The sequence below is a fragment of the Neorhizobium sp. 2083 genome, from assembly GCF_031455615.1.
Classification (GTDB): Bacteria; Pseudomonadota; Alphaproteobacteria; order Rhizobiales; family Rhizobiaceae; genus Neorhizobium.
Map to the genome: position 1 here is coordinate 377644 of NZ_JAVDTC010000005.1, position 18252 is coordinate 395895.

The following is an 18252-nucleotide window of genomic DNA, read 5'->3' on the forward strand; positions in this document are numbered from 1 at the left end:
ACCGCGGACTCGCCAGGCAGGCCGGAAGGCTTCAGGCCTTATCCGTCTCCGCAACATCCGAAGGTTCCTGCTCCGAAAGCTTTTCCTCGGCACGTTTGCGCTCGACGAGTCGTGCGGCGTAGATGGAAATCTCGTAGAGAAGGATGGTCGGCAGTGCAAGACCGATCTGGGACATCGGATCGGGCGGGGTGAGCACCGCGGCGACCACGAAGGCCAGCACGATCGCGTATTTGCGCTTCTGCCGCAGCCAGTCGCTGGACAGGATGCCGACGCGGGCGAGCAGCGTGGTGATGACCGGAAGCTGGAACACCAGGCCGAAGGACAGGACCAGCGTCATGATCAGGCTCAGATATTCCGAAACCCGCGGCAGAAGCGAGATCCCGACTTCGCCTTCGGTCGGCGCCTGCTGCATGGCGAGGAAGAACCACATGACCATGGGTGTGAAGAAGAAATAGACCAGCGCGCCGCCCATCAGGAACAGGATCGGCGAAGCGATCAGGAACGGCAGGAAGGCCGCCCGTTCATTCTTGTAGAGGCCGGGCGCCACGAATTTGTAAATCTGCGAGGCGATCACCGGGAAGGCGATCACCAGCGCGCCGAACATCGCCACCTTCACCTGCGTGAAGAAGAATTCCTGCGGCGCCGTATAGATCAGCTCTGACTTGGCAAGATCGAGATGGGCCCAGATGACGGCCCATTTGTAGGGCACGACAAGCAGGTTGAAGAGCTGCTTGGCGAAGAAGAAGCAGACCACAAAGGCGACGAAAAACGCGCCGATCGACCAGATCAGCCGGGTGCGCAGCTCCATCAGATGCTCGATGAGCGGCTGCGGCTTGTCTTCGATGTCACCGCTCATGCGTCGTCCTTCGGGGTATCTTTCGTCTTCGGCGTCCGCTTGCGGACCGGCGCCTTGACGGACGCTTCATCCACAGCCTGGGCGGCGGGTGCAGGCTTTGCCGCCGGGCGGCTGCGCTTCGGCTTCTCGACAATCGCAGCCGGGGCGGCGGAAGCCGGAGCGGTCTCGACAACGGGTTTTACCCGCGCCGCGGTCTTGCGGACCGGTTTCGGCTTTTCCGCGACGGCCGCAGTTGCCACTGGCTGCGGCGCGGCCGGCACCGACTGGGCAGGAGCCGTTACCGGCGCCGGTGTCGAGCTTGCGGCCGGCGACGGGAAATTGGCCGGGATCTCAGGAGCGGCGTCGATGGGCGACGTGCCCTCCACGGCCTGCTGCGCCTCGATATCGGTCGGGCTCGCGGCGGGGGTCGGCATCTGCGTCGCCTTCTGCAGATCGGCACGGATATCCTGCCCCATCTGCCGCAGCGGGTTGATCGCATCCCTCAGCGCATTCGTCGGGTTCAGGCGCTGCGCATCCGAAATCGTCTTGCGCACGTCGTCGAGTTCCGACTCCTTCAGCGCTTCGTCGAATTGCGCGCGGAATTCACCGGCCATCTTGCGCAGATTGGTCGTCATCTTGCCGAAGGCCCTGAGCATGGGCGGCAAATCCTTGGGACCAACCACAACGATCAGCACGATCGCGATGACGAGAAGCTCGGTCCAGCCGATATCAAACATTCAATGAGGCTCCTGGAACCCGCCATCCGGCCATTAGGACCGGGTGGTATCCTTGACCTCTTCAGGCTTAAGATCGACAGTCTTTGCCGTGGTCGTCGCGCCGTTCGCCTCGGGGGCGTCGTCGTCGCTCATGCCCTTCTTGAAGCTCTTGATGCCCTTGGCGAAATCGCCCATCAGCTCCGGAATCTTGCCGCGTCCAAAGAGGACAAGCACGATGACCAGAACGATCAGCCAATGCCACACACTGAAAGAACCCATAAGTCCAACTCCATTAGTACCGTTTCATCGATGTAAGCTCTTTATGATGGTTTTTCAAACACCAAAATGTCCCACGGGCGTCCGTTCTTGAGACGCCGTCGCACACGGCTGCTGACCGTCCGAGAGTGTATGCGGGGATTTCGGCATCCGGTGCGACAGACGGACGCGCTCCATTCGCCGCACTCTTCCAGTCGGCGGGTCGCAGCCTGTCCGGGCCTTCGAAGGAAACGGAGGCTATTCCTCGGCATCACCGCCCGGAGTGAGCAGTCCGAGTTCCTCCAGATCAAGCTGCGTGATCGGGTCCTCGTCGTCGGAGAGCTCGTCGACATTGACCGGGATGGGGATTGCAAAGCCCGGCGGGATGCGGCCGGAAAGCAGGCCGGCGCCCTTCAATTCTTCGAGACCGGGGAGATCGCGCAGCTCTTCCAGACCGAAATGGTCGAGGAAATCAGGCGTCGTGCCGAGCGTCACCGGCCGCCCCGGAGTGCGGCGGCGGCCCCGGAAGCGGACCCAGCCCGCCTCCATCAGTACGTCGAGCGTGCCTTTCGATGTCTGCACACCGCGGATCTCCTCGATCTCGGCACGGGTGACCGGCTGGTGATAGGCGATGATGGCGAGCACTTCGAGCGCCGCGCGCGACAGTTTCTTGGTTTCGCTGTCGTTGCGAATGACGAAGGAGAGATCGGCGGCGGTGCGGAAGGCCCAGCGGTCGCCGGTCCGGATCAGGTTCACGCCCCGTGGAGCGTAAATCTCCACGAGCCGCTGCATGACGGCATTCACATTGGTGCCGCGTGGCAGGCGTTCGGCCAGAAACGCTTCGGATACAGGCTCGGCGGAGGCAAAGACCAGCGCCTCGGCGATCCGCTCGACCTCCGCCAGCGAGAAAGCTACCGGCTCCTCGCCCGCCTCGTCGGCGATCGTCAGATCGTCGTCATCCTCCTGCGGCGTCAATCAACGCCTCCCGTGGTGGGCTGTGCCGGGACGGGAGGCTGCGGCCCGGGCCCCTTGCGCAGGTAGATCGGCTGGAAGGCGCCGTCCTGGCGAATTTCGAGCTTGCCCTCGCGCACCAGCTCCAGCGATGCGGCAAAGGCGCTGGCGGTCGCCGTGACGCGATCCTCCGGTGGAAGATAGGGCAAGAGATAGTGCTGCAGCGTCGTCCAGTCGACGATCTCGCCCAGCATGCGGGTGAGCAGCTCGCGGGCATCGACCAGAGACCAGACCTTGCGCCTCTCGATCGTCACCTGGGTGACGGCGGTGCGCTGCCGAAGGTTGGCATAGGCCGACAGCAGATCGTAGAGCGTCGCATCATAAGCGGATTCGACGTTGTGCGGGATATGTTCCGGCGCACCGCGGGCAAACACGTCGCGGCCGAGCCGGTTGCGGTTGATCAGCCGGGTCGCAGCCTCGCGCATCGCCTCCAGGCGCTTCAGGCGGAACGCAAGCGTCGCCGCCAATTCCTCGCCGCTCGGCCCGTCGTCGCCCTTGGCCTGCTGCGGAATGAGGAGCTTGGACTTGAGGTAGGCGAGCCACGCCGCCATGACCAGATAGTCGGCGGCCAGTTCGATGCGCACCCGGCGGGCGCTATCGATGAACAGGAGATATTGTTCGGCAAGCGCCAGCACCGAGATGCGGGCAAGATCGACCTTCTGGGTACGGGCAAGATGGAGGAGCAGGTCGAGCGGACCTTCGAAGCCGGTGACGTCGATCACCAGCGCCGGATCGTCGGTCGCCCGGTCCGCGCCGCCGGCATCCTGCCAGAGCTTGTCCATCGGAATGGCGTCCTGCGATGTCATTGTGGCCATTCCCAAATCCTGTCCTGTCGACAGCCGTCAAGAGACGGCGAGAAGACCGTGGAATTCCGCGCGGACCGCCTCTTCGCTCAAGCCGTCGCCCGCGCCGAAGGCCGCTTCCACCGCCCTCGCCCGCCGCAACGCATCCCCGGCAAGCGGTATCGCTTCCTTCACGACAGCCTTCATTTCGTCCATGACGCCGTTGCAATGCAAGACAATATCGCATCCGCCCCCAACGATTCTCGCGGCGCGCTCGCCGATCGTGCCCTTCAGCGCGTTCATCGACGTGTCGTCTGACATCAGCAGCCCGTCAAAGCCGATATGGCCGCGGATAATCTCGTCGATCACCTTGCGCGAAATGGTTGCCGGCTCGTCCGGGTCGATTGCGGTGAAGACGATATGGGCGCTCATCGCCATCAGCTCGTCCTTCATGGCGATGAAGGGCAGGAAATCATGCGCTTCGAGCTCGGTGCGCGAGACGGTGACCACCGGCAATTCGTGATGGCTGTCGGCCATGCCGCGGCCGTGACCCGGCATGTGTTTCATCACAGGCAGCATGCCGCCCGCCTTGAGGCCATCGGCGGCGGCCTGGCCCATTTCGGCCACCGTCTTCGGATCGAAACCGTAGGCGCGATCGCCGATGACGTTGCTCGCCCCCTCGACCGGCACGTCGATGACCGGCAGGCAATCGACATTGATGCCGAATTTCATGAGGTCGAAGGCATGCAGTCGCGACATCAGCCAGGTTGCCCTGAGACCCTTGTCGCGATCCTGCCTGTACAGTTCGCCAAGCACCGCGGCCGAGGGATAACGCTCGATCATCGGCGGACGGATGCGCTGGACGCGACCGCCCTCCTGGTCGATCAGCACCGGCGCATCCGGCCTGCCGATGGCGTCACGCATGGACGCGACGAGATCGGTTATCTGAGCCGGCTCGACGCAATTGCGGGCAAACAGGATAAAGCCCCAGGGGCGCTCGTCCCGGTACAGCGCCACTTCGTCGGCGGTGAGGGTCGGGCCGCTGGAGCCCAGGATCATTGCTTTTGATTCGCTCATGGCTCGATCTTAGATCATTGGAGGCTCAACGAAAAACGGGGCGCCAAGCGCCCCGTCCGATTTCGTTTCTTCGGTCTTACCGGCCGACCAGGCAGGTCCCGCCGGCGGCGCGATAACGTTCGCAGAGCGCCACGGCATCGTTCTTGCTGCCGGCCGGAATGCGGACGCGGTAGAACGTGCCCTTGCCGGCAAGCTCGGCCGCCTTGATATCGACACCGCGGCCGCCGATGACGCTGCCGAACTTGGCCGACAGGCTCTGGTAGGATTTCTGGGCTTCCGCCTGGGACGGCAGCGAGGCGATCTGGATGACGTAGTCACCGGAGCCCAGCGAAGCGACCTGGTTTGGCGCGGATGCCGGAGCCGCGGCCGTTGGCTGGCCGGGAGCGCGCACATTGCCCTGATCGGTGACGGCGGCGACCACGTTGACCGGCTGCTCAGCCGGACGTGCGATCGGAACCGGAGCCTTGGCGGCAGGCGCGGAGGCCTGAACCGGAGCGACCGGCGCAGGCGCCTGTACGGCCGTCGCAGCGGAAGCCGGGGACGACTGGGCGGGAGCGGCCGCGACGGCCGGCGTGACCGAGTTTGCCCGCACCACGTTGACGTGTTCGCCCGGCGCCGCCGGATTGGCGGGCGCCGACACCGGAAGCACACCGGCGGAACCGGCATTCGACGTCGCCGGCACGGGTTGCGTGCGAACCGGGTTGGAAGCCGGAAGCTTTTCAGGGAAGGCAGCTGCCGTCTCGACCGGCTTTGCGCCGGCGGCTGGCAGCTTGGCCGTTTCAGGTGCCGCGAGCGCCGGGGCCGCGATCTCCTGCTCGACCAGCTTGCCGTCCGGGCGAACGATCATTGTCTTGACCTTGCGCGGCATGACCGTCACAGGCTGCTCCGCGGAACCGTTGTTGGCTGCAGTGCGGTCCTGAGGCAGAAGGCGTGGATCCTGCGTCTCGCCGACGTCGGTCGGGTCGATATCGTTCTCACCTTCAAGCGGCAACGTGTCGGGCATCAGCGTCTTCTGCACCACATCGACCGGCTCCTCGTTGGAGGAGATCAGGGTGCGCTGCTTCGGATCCTTCGGCGAGACACCGGCAACGCGATCGTAGACCGCCTTGTCCTGGTTCGGCACCGTCTTTCCGCCCGGATTCTCGGGAGCAATCTTGATCGGCTCGTTATCGGCGGCAATGATGACCGGTTCACCGCCCGAAACGACGCTGGCGACACGGCTGCCAAAGACCGCATAGGCGCCGACACCACCAAAAATCACCACGCCGGCAACGACCAGCGGCACGGCCCAGCTGCGGACGGAACGGCGGGCGTTCTCGACCGTCGCGACATAGTCGGTGTCGGAATAATGCAGTTCCTCATGCTCGGCCGCCGGCAGCGGCGCCGTCAGGCTGCGGCGGAAGTCCTCTTCCAGCGCACGCTCGAAATCGTCGAGATCGGTATAGTTCGGCGAACGGGCGGCCTCGGCGGCGGCCTGCTGGCCCCTCGGTGCGATATCGATCTCCGGCTTGCGGACCTGTGCCGGGGCCGGTTTGTTCGGCGTCGCCAGCAACGTCGCAAGCTCCGCATCGATGTCGAGTTCGTAATCGGGACGATATGCCGGCGGCTGCTCCGGCTCTTCGGCCGGCAGCGACGGCACGTCGAGTTCGGCGATCGCCTCCACCTGGTCTTCCGAATCGGCAATCTGGGCCGGATCGAACGGCAGGTCGCCGACCGATTCGGGCTCTTCTGCAACCTGCGTCTCCGCGACCGGCGCTGCCGCAGCGGCGACGGGTGCAGCGGTGACGGGTGCAGCGGTGACGGGTGCGACACGCGCCGGCTGCGCCATCGCCGGGGCGACGGCAGGCGCAGGTTCGGCCTTCACAGCGGCGACCACCGGCGGCCTAGCCTCAACCGGATGTTTCTGCGCCTCTTCAACGACGATGTCGGCAAGGTCGAGTTCGAGGCCGTCGAGCGCCAACTCGAACTCCTCGTCCGAGAAAGGATCCTTCTCGTCCAGGGATCGCGCTTCGGCAACCGAAGGCGCCGAAACCGGCTGGCTCGCAACAACCGCGGCAGCGGGAGCGACAGGTGCGGCGGCGGGCTTTACGGTGGGTTCGGCCGCTTTCGCGACCGGGGCCGCAAATGGCTGCGCAGCCGATGTCGGCAGCGAATAACGCTGGACGTCGTAGATCAGCTCATCCAGCGCGGAGAACCGGTCCTTTTGTGGCGCAGCGGCATTCTGAGCGGTCGATGCGACAGGCTCTGCCACCGGTATCGCAGCGACCGGCGCATTCCGTTGCGGCTCTGGAGCCTGAACTTCCGGAGACTTTGAGGAAACCTGCAGCTCGGCAACGGGTGCCGGCATCGGCTGGAGGCTCGGGACGTTGTCCGGAACCGGTCGCTCGACGGCATGCTCGACCGGCGCAGACGGGGCAACCTGCGGCGCCGAGACAGGCGCCGGCGCGGAAGCCGCAGCCACATCTCGAGCCACGCTGAAATTGGTGAGCGGCATGCGGAAGCCGGGGACGTAGGCCCCCTTGCCTCTCTCGGCCTTAACCTCCGGCTCAAACCCGGTTTCGGGTTCGTATCCCGCTTCAGGCTCAAATGCCGCTTCAGGTTCGAACGCCGGCTCCGTCTCGACCGTAGCCCGGGGTTCGAATTTCACCTCGGGCTCGATCCGCGTCACAGGCTCGAACGCGACCTCGGGCTCGACCATCACTTCGGGCTGGCTCTCGGCAACGGGCTCAGCCCCGATCGAATTTTCCAGCTCGGCCGCGAGATCGAATTCCTCTGCCGGCTCTTCGACCGTTGCGGCCGGCGACATCGCGCCAGCAGCCGCAAAATCGGGCAGATCGAAAACAGGCTCTACATGCGCGGCTTCGGGAGCCGGCTCGAATACCGGTTCCGCAGCGGCGCGCTCATAGACGGCATCCGCCGCCAGCGGCGGCTCCTCGTCGCCGAACTGAAGGTCGTCGCGATCGCGGATTTCGCCGTCGGCCGAGAAGGCCTGCCGAGGCTCGCTGGCAGCCGGTTCAGCCGGAACGAATTCCAGCTCCTCCGGCTCTACCGGCGGCGCGGCGACCACGACATCCGGCGCGGGCTCGGCGAAGTGCTGCGGACCGTCGTCAAGAGCGATATCGTGAATGGGGTCGAGGCGCGGCGCGTCATAACGCTCGAACTCCTGAAGAAGCTCGTCCTCAAGATTGAACGCCGGCTCCCGCCGCGTAAAAGAATTATCGGCGGAAGATGATCCGGGCTTGGCAGCGACGGGAAGATCGTCGTAGCCTACGATGCGGGCGAGTTCTGCCAGCGGGTCATCATCGGCAAAGAAGTCCGGCAAATCATTCCGGCTACGCGCAAGGTTGTTATCGGCCATTACCTCGTCCACTCACCTACATTACAACGCATATGCCAGTGCAATGTGGGGAAATGGTGGCGATATCTACCGCATTTCTTCCGGTGCCGCAGTGCCTGTGATTGCAAGTCCTGACTTCAAAACAGAGGCGACAGCATGCACCAGCCCAAGTCTGGCAATGCTCAATTCTCGGTTTTTATCATTAACAAAACGTAATTCCGGTTGTTCCTTACCTTTATTCCAGTGCGCATGGAAGAAACTTGCCAGATCATAGAGGTAAAAAGCAAGCCGATGCGGCTCCTGCGCCTGGGCTGCAGCCTCGATAATCCGGGGATATTCCGCAAGCTTCGCAACGAGCTGCATCTCGTTCGGATCGTTGATCAGGCCGCTTGAGCCCTTGAGGTCGAGCGAATCAATGTCCAGATCCGGGAAGGCTTCCTTGGCCTGCCGGAACACCGACGAGCAGCGTGCATGCGCATACTGGACGTAGAAGACCGGATTGTCCTTCGACTGCTCGGTCACCTTGGCGAAATCGAAATCGAGCGGCTCCGAGCTCTTGCGATAAAGCATCATGAAGCGCACCGCGTCGCGGCCGACCTCGTCGACCACGTCACGGAGCGTCACGAAGTTGCCGGAACGCTTCGACATCTTCACCGGCTCGCCGTTGCGGTACAGCTTGACGAGCTGGCAGAGGAGCACGGTGAGCTTGGCCTTGCCGCCGGAAACGGCACGCGCCACAGCTTCCAGGCGCTTGACGTAGCCGCCATGGTCGGCGCCGAGGACATAGATCATCTCGTCGTAACCGCGGTCGAACTTGTCCTTGAAATAGGCAACGTCGGCGGCGAAGTAAGTATAGCTGCCGTCCGACTTGATCAGTGGCCGGTCCATGTCGTCGCCCACTTCCGTCGAACGGAACAGCGTCTGCTCGCGGTCCTCCCAGTCTTCCGGCAACTGACCCTTCGGCGGCGGCAGCGTGCCCTTGTAGACATGCCCCTTGAAGGTGAGGTCATTGATCGCCTGGCGGATGCGCTGCGCGCCATTGGCATGCAGTGTCCGCTCCGAATAGAAAACGTCGTGATGGACGTTGAGCGCATCGAGGTCGTCGCGGATGAGCACCATCATCGCGTCGATCGCCTTGTCCTTGACGATCGGCAGCCAGCTCTCTTCCGGCATGTTGTGCAGGCGCGGACCGTATTCTTCCGCAAGCGCCTGCCCAACCGGCACGAGGTAGTCGCCCGGGTAGAGACCGGAGGGAATCTCGCCGATCGTCTCGCCCAATGCCTCGCGGTAACGCAGGAAGACCGAGCGGGCGAGAACGTCGATCTGGCTGCCGGCGTCGTTGATATAATATTCCTTGGTCACATCGTAGCCGGCAAACGCCATCAGGTTCGCCAGCGCATCACCGACGACCGCGCCGCGGCAATGGCCGACATGCATCGGGCCGGTCGGGTTGGCCGAGACGTATTCGACATTCGCCTTCCTGTCGGCGCCGACCGTCGAGCGGCCGTAGTCGGTGCCTTCGGCGATCATGGAACCGAGCACGCGCTGCCAGTAACCGGCGCCGAGCCGGATATTGATGAAACCGGGGCCGGCCACGGAAACTTCGCTGACATCGGCATCCGAACGCAGCGCTTCGGCGATGATATCGGCAAGCGCCCGCGGATTGGTGCCGAGCGGCTTTGCCAGCACCATGGCGGCATTGGTCGCCACATCGCCGTGGCTCTGGTCGCGCGGCGGCTCGACTGCGATACGGCCGAAATCAAGCTCGCTTCGCTTTTCCTTGATGATATCAAGAGTTTCCAAAGCGTTCTTAATTCTAGTTTCGAAGTCGGCGAAGAGATTCATGTTCAATCATCCCCGAGGCATGCCCGAGGACCCTTGCTGGCCAGTGTCATTGGTGGCGGTGCCTAGCGCAAATCCGGAGTCTGGTCAAACAGCTCGCCATGCGCCTTGATCGCGAACGTATCGGTCATCCCGGCAAGATAATCGCCGACATGGCGCGCCCTTGCGGTCTCGCCGAGACCGGAGATGTGGTTGACCCAATAGTGGCTGCGCATCAGCGACGGATCGTTCATATAGGCGTTGAAGAGATCGGAGACGATCCGGGAGGCGCCGGCGCGGATGCGCATGATGTCCGGATGCCGGTAGATACGCGAGAACAGCAGCTTCTTGATGCAGCGGTCCGTCTCGGCCATTTCCTGCGAGAAAGTGGCGATCACGTGGCCCGCAGCACGGACGTCTGCCGCGCTCTGCGGAGCCACCTTGTTCAGATTGTGCTGCGCGACGTCGATGACGTCCTCGACCATATGCGTGATCTGCCGGCGCATGATCTCATGGGCGAACCGGCTTGGTTCGAGATGCGGATAACGCGCCCTCACCTCCGCCATCAGTTTGGCGAGGAACGGGACGTCGTCCAGCATCTCGAAGGTCAGCAGGCCGGAGCGCAAGCCGTCGTCGATGTCATGGGTGTTGTAGGCGATGTCGTCGGCGATCGCCGCCACCTGCGCCTCGAGGCTGGCGAAGCTCGCGAGTTCCAGGTCATGCAGTTCGCAATAGTCGCGGATCGGCTGCGGCACCGGGCCCCGCGTCCCCTCGCCGGTCTCGGTCAGCAGCGGGCCGTTGTGCTTGACGAGGCCTTCCAGGCTTTCCCAGGTCAGATTGAGCCCGTCGAAATCTGCATAACGGCGCTCAAGCTTGGTGACGATGCGCAGCGACTGGGCGTTGTGGTCGAAACCGCCATAGGGCTTCAGCATCTCGTCCAGCGCGTCCTCGCCGGTATGGCCGAACGGCGTGTGGCCGAAATCATGGACCAGCGCCACGCCCTCGGCGAGATCCTCGTCGAGTTTCAGGGCGCGTGCGAGAGCTCGGGCGATCTGCGCCACCTCGACCGTGTGGGTGAGCCGGGTGCGGTAATGGTCGCCGTCGGGGCTGATGAATACCTGCGTCTTGTGCTTCAGCCGCCGGAATGCGGTCGTGTGGACGATGCGGTCGCGGTCGCGCTGGAACTCGGAGCGTGTCAGGCTGCTATCCTCGGGAAACAGCCGACCTCGCGATGCCCAGGGATTGGCGGCATAGACCGCCCGCTCGCCACTGCCGAAACCCAGCGCCCTGGTATCGATCGTCATGCCGTCACCCGTTTGTTCATCCCCAACCTGCCGCCCATTGACGTGCCCTTCACGTCTTCATACCTATAGTAAAGCTGTGCGCAATGCCGGTGACAGGAATCTCTCCGGGCCTTGAACCCGGCAGGAGGCGGATAATATGGAAACAAATGTAACTCTTTCGAATGCGGCGGCCAAGCGCATCGCCGAAATCGTCGGCAACGAAGCCGGCAAGCAGGCGCTTCGTGTCTCGGTCGAAGGCGGCGGCTGTTCCGGCTTTTCCTACAAGTTCGATCTCGCCGAAGCACCTGAGGACGACGATGTGGTAATCGCCAATGGCGACGCAAAGGTGCTCATCGACAGCCTCTCGCTCGTCTATATGGCGGGTTCGGAGATCGACTTCGTCGACAACCTGCTCGGCCAGTCCTTCCAGATCAAGAACCCGAACGCGGTGGCAAGCTGCGGCTGCGGCACCAGTTTCTCGATCTGATAACGCTCTCTTGCGCACACTTCGCCCTTCCCAACGCTTCCTCTTTCGCTAAAAGAGGAAGCGAACAGTGGGAGGCAATGGCCGATGAAGATCGCCACCTGGAACATCAACGGCGTCAAGGCGCGGATAGACAACCTGCGCCAATGGCTGACCGACTCTTCCCCGGACATCGTCTGCCTTCAGGAAATCAAGTCCGTCGACGAGACTTTTCCGCGGCTGGAGATCGAGGCGCTCGGTTATCACGTCGAAACCCACGGCCAGAAAGGTTTCAACGGCGTGGCATTGCTGTCGAAGAGCAAGCCGGACGAAGTGATGCGCGGGCTGCCGGGGGGCGAAGGGCCGGACGGACAGATGGACGAGCAGTCCCGCTACATCGAAGGCGTCTTTTCCGTTCCGGGCGGCGCGATTCGCGTTGCCTCCATCTATCTGCCGAACGGCAACCCGGCGGACGACCCGGTCAAATATCCCTACAAGCTGGCCTGGATGGAGCGGCTGCGCCAGCACGCGCAAAACTGCCTTCTGCTTGAAGAACCGCTTATCCTTGCGGGCGACTACAACGTCATTCCCGAGCCGCATGACTGCTTCGATCCGGCCGTCTGGGCGACGGACGCGCTCTTCCTGCCGCAGACGCGCGCCGCCTTCCGCAGGCTCGAAAATCTCGGTCTCGTCGATGCGGTGCGCGCCACGACCGACGCGACCAAACTCTATTCCTTCTGGGATTACCAGGCCGGCGCCTGGCAGAAGAACAACGGCATCCGCATCGACCACCTTCTGCTGTCGGCAGAAGCCGCCGACAGGCTGAAGTCCACGGCGATCGAGAAACACGTTCGGGCCTGGGAAAAGCCTTCCGACCACGTGCCGGTCATCGGCATCTTCGATTTCGGCTGATCGTCCGCAAGGGCCTGACGGCGTTCAAACCCAAGGCGTCGGTTATTCCACGCCTCGGGCGAATTCCTGCGACAGGGCCACCGCGCCGCGGCGATCCTCCTCGCCGACGACGGAAAACGCCTGTTCCTGCAATTGCTGCATCCAGATGCATTCCTTGGCGGCACACTTGTCGAGCGCCGCCGTCATGAAGGCGAGCCCCCGCACCGTCTGGCCTTCCTGGAACAGGACATTGCCGAAAACCGACATGGCGCCCGCATGGCCGCTCTTGCGGGCCTGGTTCAGCCATTTCTTCGCCTGCTGGATATTGGCGGTACCGCCCTCGCCGGCAAGAATCATCCGGGCAAGCTGAAACTGCGCTTCCGCCACGCCGAATGTGGATGCCGCCTGGAAATAGAGCTGGCGGGCCTGCGACAGATCGGGCTTGACCGGGCTGCCGGGAATGCCGCGGCGATAATAGTTGGCGAGCGACAGAAGTGCGTTGACGAAGAAGCCGGTATCTTCCGAACCGGGCTCGACACCCTGCGCGGCGATCTCGTTATAGATCTTGAAGGCCTCGAAATCGTCCTTGGCGACGCCGTCGCCATAGGCATACATATTGGCGAGCGCCCAGCGCGAGCCGGTATGGCCCTTTTCAGCGGCATAGCGATAGGCTTCGACCGCGTCTTCCTTCTGCCCGTTCTTATAGGCCTTGAAGCCGAACTTGAAGAGATCGAAGGGGCCTGACTCTTTCGTCACGCCGGATTTGATGTCGAAGGCCGCTGCCGATCCCGCCAAAATCGAGGCGAGCGACACTCCAAGAAGCAATACTCTCATGGATCCGATGTCAGACTTCGGCATGGTTCAGTTTCTTTCACTCCGCGCGCGGTTTACCGCCGCAGCCCGAGCATGGCTCGCTGCCCGAAAATGGTTCGTCCGGGGATATCCCGTGCCTGCTCCTCCCGAGAGACGATCGAAACTGTAGCTGCCGTTTTCGGCAAGACTTGGACCCGTAACCGCGACGATTGCGGCAGGACAGGACGGTATCCGAATCCGTCCGCCTGAGCGCAAAAAGCCCGGCTTTTCAAAATGAAACCCGCCCATGATACTCCAAAATACGCGCCCCGCCCCCGCGTTTCGCGCCTGCTCTGCCTCTATCGCTGCTCCCCGTTTGTGGCGGGAAGTGGACAGAAATCCCCCTCTCAAGGCACAGGACAATAGTCTCGAAAAAGTGTTGCTAAATCGTCACAAGATCGATGGTCAAAATTTGGATTTCGAGGCCGACGAAGATTCAAGAAACTCCCCGCCGACGAAAAATCGGCGCCGGCCAGGATAGTCAAGCTATCCGCAGCCGGCGCCGCTCTTCGTCTCGTTTTTTAGAACTTGATGGTATAGCTCGCGGTCAGCGCGTAAGCCCAGTCGCCATCGGCCGTTGCATTGAAGTTTGCACCCTTCGCGGTCGATTGGCTGCCTGAAGTGAGATAGCTTACGCCACCACCAACACGAAGCTGACCCGGCCCGCAATCGATGGCCGCGCCGGCGCCGACCGACCAGGTGTCAGTCATGATATCGGCGCCGTTGCCGACGCCCTTGTCCCAGCGAACATTGATGGTGCCCGCCACCTTTTCTGTAAATTGATGGCCGACACCGCCAACGATGGTCCAGCCGTCCTTCCAATTATAGATGTCCTGCTGCGGCGGCAGGCCGGCGATATTATAGTCGAGCGTCTTAAGCACGCTCCAATCCGTCCATTCTACCGAGCCGTAGACCAGCCACCCGGGAGCGACGCCGCTCTGCAGGCTGAGTTTCAAAGATTGCGGCAGGGTCCCGTGGCCATCGGCCGCTACCGGCGCCGTCCCGAGCAAACCAGCCAATGCAGCCGGTGTAAAATCGCCGTCAGCCTTATGCTCGATCTCCGACCGGTACATCAACTGCGCCCGCAGCGCATATTCGGGAATGTCGTAACCGATGCCAAACCGATAGCCAAAGGCGGAATCGTCATCAAGCCTCAGCGTTCCGTAAAAGGATTTTGCCTCATAGGTGAAATCCTGCATGAAGCCGCCACCGAGGAAGTGCAACCGCCCCTTGCCCATTTCGAAGCTGACATCGCAAGTGGCGCCATATTCGTTGGCATGGAATTTCTTGCCAAAATAATAGTTCGAGCTGGCTGGCAGGCCGGCGGCCGCATCGGCAGCCCTGGCTTGAGGACCGTATTCCGAATCGCCACCGTAAGGCTTGGTATACGTGAACGCACACGCAAGCGCATCTGAGATACGGCCCATCGCAGCAACGTTGGGAATCGCATAGTCCTGCGAAAACGGATCGTCGGAAGAACTTGCGCCATTGATCGTGTCGAATTGGCGACGCGGGTTCACGTAGATGACGCCAGCCTGAACAGCGGCGTTACCGCGCTCGTAGAGAATGTCTGTACTAGCCTCGCCCCACGAAAAACCACCTGCATGGGCTTGAGTTTGCCCAAGGCCCGCTGCGGTAAGAGCTAGGAGGCCCCTCGTAATAAACTTGCTTACCATAAATTCTCCCACTCCCTGGTAAGTGACCGAAATCACTCTAGATGGTTCGCCCTAATTGACAACTTTCGGCTGCCGGGCGCTTCGCGGCGCAAACGTCTCGCGGATTTACGTAAGCAAACGAGGAACCGGGGGCTGCGCGCGCATTTCGGCACAAAACTACTCCTGGACCCCTAATACGGTCGTTAAAATTGGAATTTTATTATTTTAGGCCGGCCACCTGTGTCAAAGTGGCAACAATGGGGCTTTCTACAAGTGAGCAATTGCACACAAGGAAGCTTCACCGACAAAAGGTTGCGGAAAGTCAAGCGCCGCGCCTGTTTCCGGGCGCGGCGCCTTGTCGCACTGATCCACGGCGAAGAGGTCAGCCGGCTTCGCTGATGCGCTGCAGGGCGGTCCTCAGGTTCGCCATCTGGACTTCCAGCTCGGCGAAGCGTTCGCGCTCGGCCGCAACGACTTCGGGATCGGCATTGGCAACGAACTTGTCGTTCGCCAACTTCTTGCCGATGCGGTCCATCTCCGCCTCGGTCTTGCCGACGGCCTTCTCGATACGCGCCTTCTCGGCGACGAGATCGATCAGGTTGCCGAGCGGCAGGCAGACGGTGGCCTCGCCGACGACGATCTGGGCGGATCCCTTGGGGGCCGAGTCGGCGAGCTCGATGGTTTCCACACGCGCAAGCCTGCGGATGGCGGCCTCGTGGCGGCGCAGACGCGCCTGGGTCAGATCGTTGGCGCCGACGACGATCAGCGGCGCGACCGCCGATGGCGGCACGTTCATCTCGGCGCGGGCCGAACGCAGACCGGTGACGAGGTCGACCAGCCAGTTGATCTCTGCTGCGGCGGCCTGGTCTGCGAATTCCGGCGCCGGCCATTCGGCATGGCAAAGCAGGCCGTCGCGCGTTTCGGTATGGGCCCAGAGTTCTTCCGTCATAAACGGCATGAACGGATGGAGAAGCTTGTATGTCTCTTCCAGCACGTAGGCCGCACAGGCCTGGGCTTCCGCCTTGGCGTTCTCGTCCTCGCTCGCGAAGATCGGCTTCAGGAGTTCCAGATACCAGTCGCAGACCTGGTTCCAGACGAAGCGATAGAGCGAACCCGCTGCCTCATTGAACCGCTGCGTCTCGATCGCCTCCGTCACGTCGCGGATCGTCTCGGAAAGCTCCGTGAGGATCCAGCGATTGACGGTGAGCTTCGTCGCCTCCGGCACGAAAGCCGGATCGCGCTTGACGCCGTTCATCTCGGCAAAGCGGGTGGCGTTCCAGAGCTTGGTGCCGAAATTGCGATAACCGGCGATGCGGGCCGGATCGAGCTTCACGTCGCGCCCCTGGGCGGCCATGATCGCCAGCGTGAAACGCAGGGCGTCGGCACCGTATTCGTCGATCAGGTCGAGCGGATCGATGACGTTGCCCTTCGACTTCGACATCTTCTGACCGTTCTTGTCGCGCACCAGGGCGTGGACATAGACGGTGTGGAACGGCTCGACCGGGTTGCCATCCTCGTCCTTCATGAAGTGAAGGCCCATCATCATCATGCGGGCAACCCAGAAGAAGATGATGTCGAAACCGGTGACCAGCACGCTGGTCGGATAATATTTTTCGAGCTCCCGCGTCTGATCAGGCCAGCCGAGCGTCGAGAACGGCCAGAGCGCCGACGAGAACCAGGTGTCGAGCACGTCCTCGTCGCGGGTCAGGATCTCGCCCGGCTTGAAATTCTCCAGGAGATCTTCAACCAGGGCCTTCATCGGGCCCTCGTGCGACAAGTAATGCTGGATGGCGGCCTGCAGCGCCTCTTCCTCGGTCTTTTCGACAAAAACCTGGCCGTCCGGGCCGTACCAGGCCGGAATCTGGTGTCCCCACCAGAGCTGGCGGGAAATGCACCAGGGCTGGATATTCTCCATCCATTCGAAATAGGTCTTGTCCCAGTTCTTCGGCACGAACTTCGTGCGCCCTTCCTTGACGGAAGCGATCGCGGGCTGCGCCAGCGTATGGGCGTCGACATACCACTGTTCGGTCAGCCGCGGCTCGATCGGCACGCCGCCTCGGTCTCCATGCGGAACCATGTGCTTGTGCGGCTCGATCTTGTCGAGCAGGCCGGCTTCCTCGAAGATCTCGACGACGATCTTGCGGGCGGTGAAACGGTCCTGGCCTTCGAGCCGGTCCCAGGCGCCGTGAAGCGCGGCTGGATGATCGAGCCCTTCGAGGAAATCCTCGTTGTCCTTGATGGTGATCGTCCCGTCGATATTCATGACGTTGATGGCGCGCAGCCCGGCCCGCTTGCCGACTTCAAAATCGTTGAAGTCGTGCGCGGGCGTGATCTTGACCGCACCGGTGCCGGCCGTCGGATCGGCATAGCCGTCCGCGACGATCGGGACCCTGCGGCCGACGATCGGCAGGATGACGTGCTTGCCGACGATCGCCTTGTAGCGATCATCCTCGGGGTTCACGGCGATGCCGGTATCGCCGAGCATGGTTTCGGGACGGGTGGTCGCGACGACGATATAATCGCGCGTCTCGAATTCGGTCGCATTGCCGTCTTCGTCAAAGGCGACCGGATACTGGTAGGTGACGCCTTCTTCCAGCGGATAGCGGAAATGCCAGAGATTGCCGTTGACTTCGTGCTGCTCGACTTCGAGATCGGAGATCGCCGTCAGCAGCTTCGGGTCCCAGTTGACGAGGCGCTTGTCCTTGTAGATCAGGCCCTGCTTGTAGAGCGTGACGAAAACTTCCAGGACGGCGGCCGAAAGCCCCTCGTCCATGGTGAAACGCTCGCGCGACCAGTCGCAGGAGGCGCCGAGGCGCTTCAGCTGGTTGAAGATCAGGCCGCCGGATTCGGCCTTCCACTCCCAGACCTTGTCGACGAAGGCCTCGCGGCCCATTTCGCGGCGGCCCGGAAGCTGGCGCTCCATCAACTGGCGCTCGACGACCATCTGGGTGGCGATGCCCGCATGGTCCATGCCCGGCTGCCACAGCACGTCCTTGCCGCGCATCCGCTCGAAGCGGATCATGATGTCCTGCAGCGTGTTGTTGAGCGCGTGGCCCATGTGCAGCGAACCGGTCACGTTCGGCGGCGGGATGACGATCGTGAAGGCTTCCGCCCCCGGCTTGGCATTGGCGCCGGCGCGGAAAGCATCGGCCTCGTCCCAGGCCTTGGCGATCCTCGGTTCTACTTCTGCGGAATCATAGGTCTTTTCGAGCATTTCCTGACCCGTTTTTGTTCTTGGGGAGCTATCGGGGTGTAAATAGGATGGGGTGTTCCA

General features: G+C 62.6%; 14 protein-coding genes. 2 read left to right on the forward strand and 12 right to left on the reverse strand.

Features of this window, described 5'->3' with window-relative positions; all coding sequences use genetic code 11:
- Positions 1–31: 31 nt before the first annotated feature.
- From tatC to J2X76_RS21195, 9 genes are all read right to left on the reverse strand, one after another.
- Positions 32–856 (reverse strand): twin-arginine translocase subunit TatC, encoded by an 825-nt coding sequence (gene tatC / locus J2X76_RS21155; protein ID WP_113128871.1) that lies wholly within the window; start codon positions 854–856, stop codon positions 32–34.
- Positions 853–1572: a Sec-independent protein translocase protein TatB gene (gene tatB, locus J2X76_RS21160; protein WP_310219263.1), complete on the reverse strand. Its 720-nt coding sequence runs from the start codon at positions 1570–1572 to the stop codon at positions 853–855. The genes tatC and tatB overlap by 4 nt, the downstream gene beginning before the upstream one ends.
- A 33-nt stretch (positions 1573–1605) precedes the next feature.
- Entirely contained in the window at positions 1606–1830 is a 225-nt protein-coding gene (locus J2X76_RS21165) for a twin-arginine translocase TatA/TatE family subunit (RefSeq protein WP_113128869.1), read from the reverse strand.
- A 234-nt stretch (positions 1831–2064) separates the two neighbouring features.
- On the reverse strand, positions 2065–2754 hold the full coding sequence (gene scpB / locus J2X76_RS21170) for an SMC-Scp complex subunit ScpB (protein ID WP_310219385.1): 690 nt from the start codon (positions 2752–2754) through the stop codon (positions 2065–2067).
- Between the two features lie 23 nt (positions 2755–2777).
- Positions 2778–3632 (reverse strand): ScpA family protein, encoded by an 855-nt coding sequence (locus tag J2X76_RS21175; RefSeq protein WP_113282940.1) that lies wholly within the window; start codon positions 3630–3632, stop codon positions 2778–2780.
- 27 nt (positions 3633–3659) lie between these two features.
- Complete coding sequence (gene nagZ / locus J2X76_RS21180) at positions 3660–4676, reverse strand: beta-N-acetylhexosaminidase (RefSeq protein WP_310219264.1); 1017 nt, start codon at positions 4674–4676, stop codon at positions 3660–3662.
- A 76-nt stretch (positions 4677–4752) separates the two neighbouring features.
- Complete coding sequence (locus tag J2X76_RS21185) at positions 4753–8034, reverse strand: SPOR domain-containing protein (protein ID WP_310219265.1); 3282 nt, start codon at positions 8032–8034, stop codon at positions 4753–4755.
- Positions 8035–8100: 66 nt separating this feature from the next.
- Entirely contained in the window at positions 8101–9858 is a 1758-nt protein-coding gene (gene argS / locus J2X76_RS21190; protein WP_310219266.1) for an arginine--tRNA ligase, read from the reverse strand.
- 62 nt (positions 9859–9920) lie between these two features.
- Positions 9921–11138 carry a deoxyguanosinetriphosphate triphosphohydrolase gene (locus J2X76_RS21195; protein ID WP_310219267.1) on the reverse strand — a complete coding sequence of 406 codons (1218 nt, stop codon included), beginning with the start codon at positions 11136–11138 and terminating at the stop codon, positions 9921–9923.
- 136 nt (positions 11139–11274) lie between these two features.
- On the opposite strand from J2X76_RS21195, the gene erpA reads away from it, so the two are divergent.
- Together erpA and xth are read left to right on the forward strand one after the other, a co-directional pair.
- On the forward strand, positions 11275–11604 hold the full coding sequence (erpA, locus tag J2X76_RS21200; protein ID WP_113128862.1) for an iron-sulfur cluster insertion protein ErpA: 330 nt from the start codon (positions 11275–11277) through the stop codon (positions 11602–11604).
- 84 nt (positions 11605–11688) lie between these two features.
- Positions 11689–12492, forward strand: coding sequence for an exodeoxyribonuclease III (xth, locus tag J2X76_RS21205; protein ID WP_113128861.1), 804 nt, complete (start codon positions 11689–11691; stop codon positions 12490–12492).
- A 42-nt stretch (positions 12493–12534) separates the two neighbouring features.
- Here xth and exoR read toward each other — a convergent pair whose 3' ends face one another.
- From exoR to J2X76_RS21220, 3 genes are all read right to left on the reverse strand, one after another.
- Entirely contained in the window at positions 12535–13329 is a 795-nt protein-coding gene (exoR, locus tag J2X76_RS21210) for an exopolysaccharide production regulator ExoR (protein WP_113128860.1), read from the reverse strand.
- A gap of 515 nt (positions 13330–13844) precedes the next feature.
- Positions 13845–14999, reverse strand: a complete 1155-nt coding sequence (locus tag J2X76_RS21215; RefSeq protein WP_310219268.1) for an outer membrane protein transport protein — start codon at positions 14997–14999, stop codon at positions 13845–13847.
- Between the two features lie 361 nt (positions 15000–15360).
- The gene (locus tag J2X76_RS21220) at positions 15361–18192 is read right to left on the reverse strand and encodes a valine--tRNA ligase (RefSeq protein ID WP_310219270.1); all 2832 of its coding nucleotides are present in this window, start codon (positions 18190–18192) and stop codon (positions 15361–15363) included.
- Positions 18193–18252: the final 60 nt, after the last annotated feature.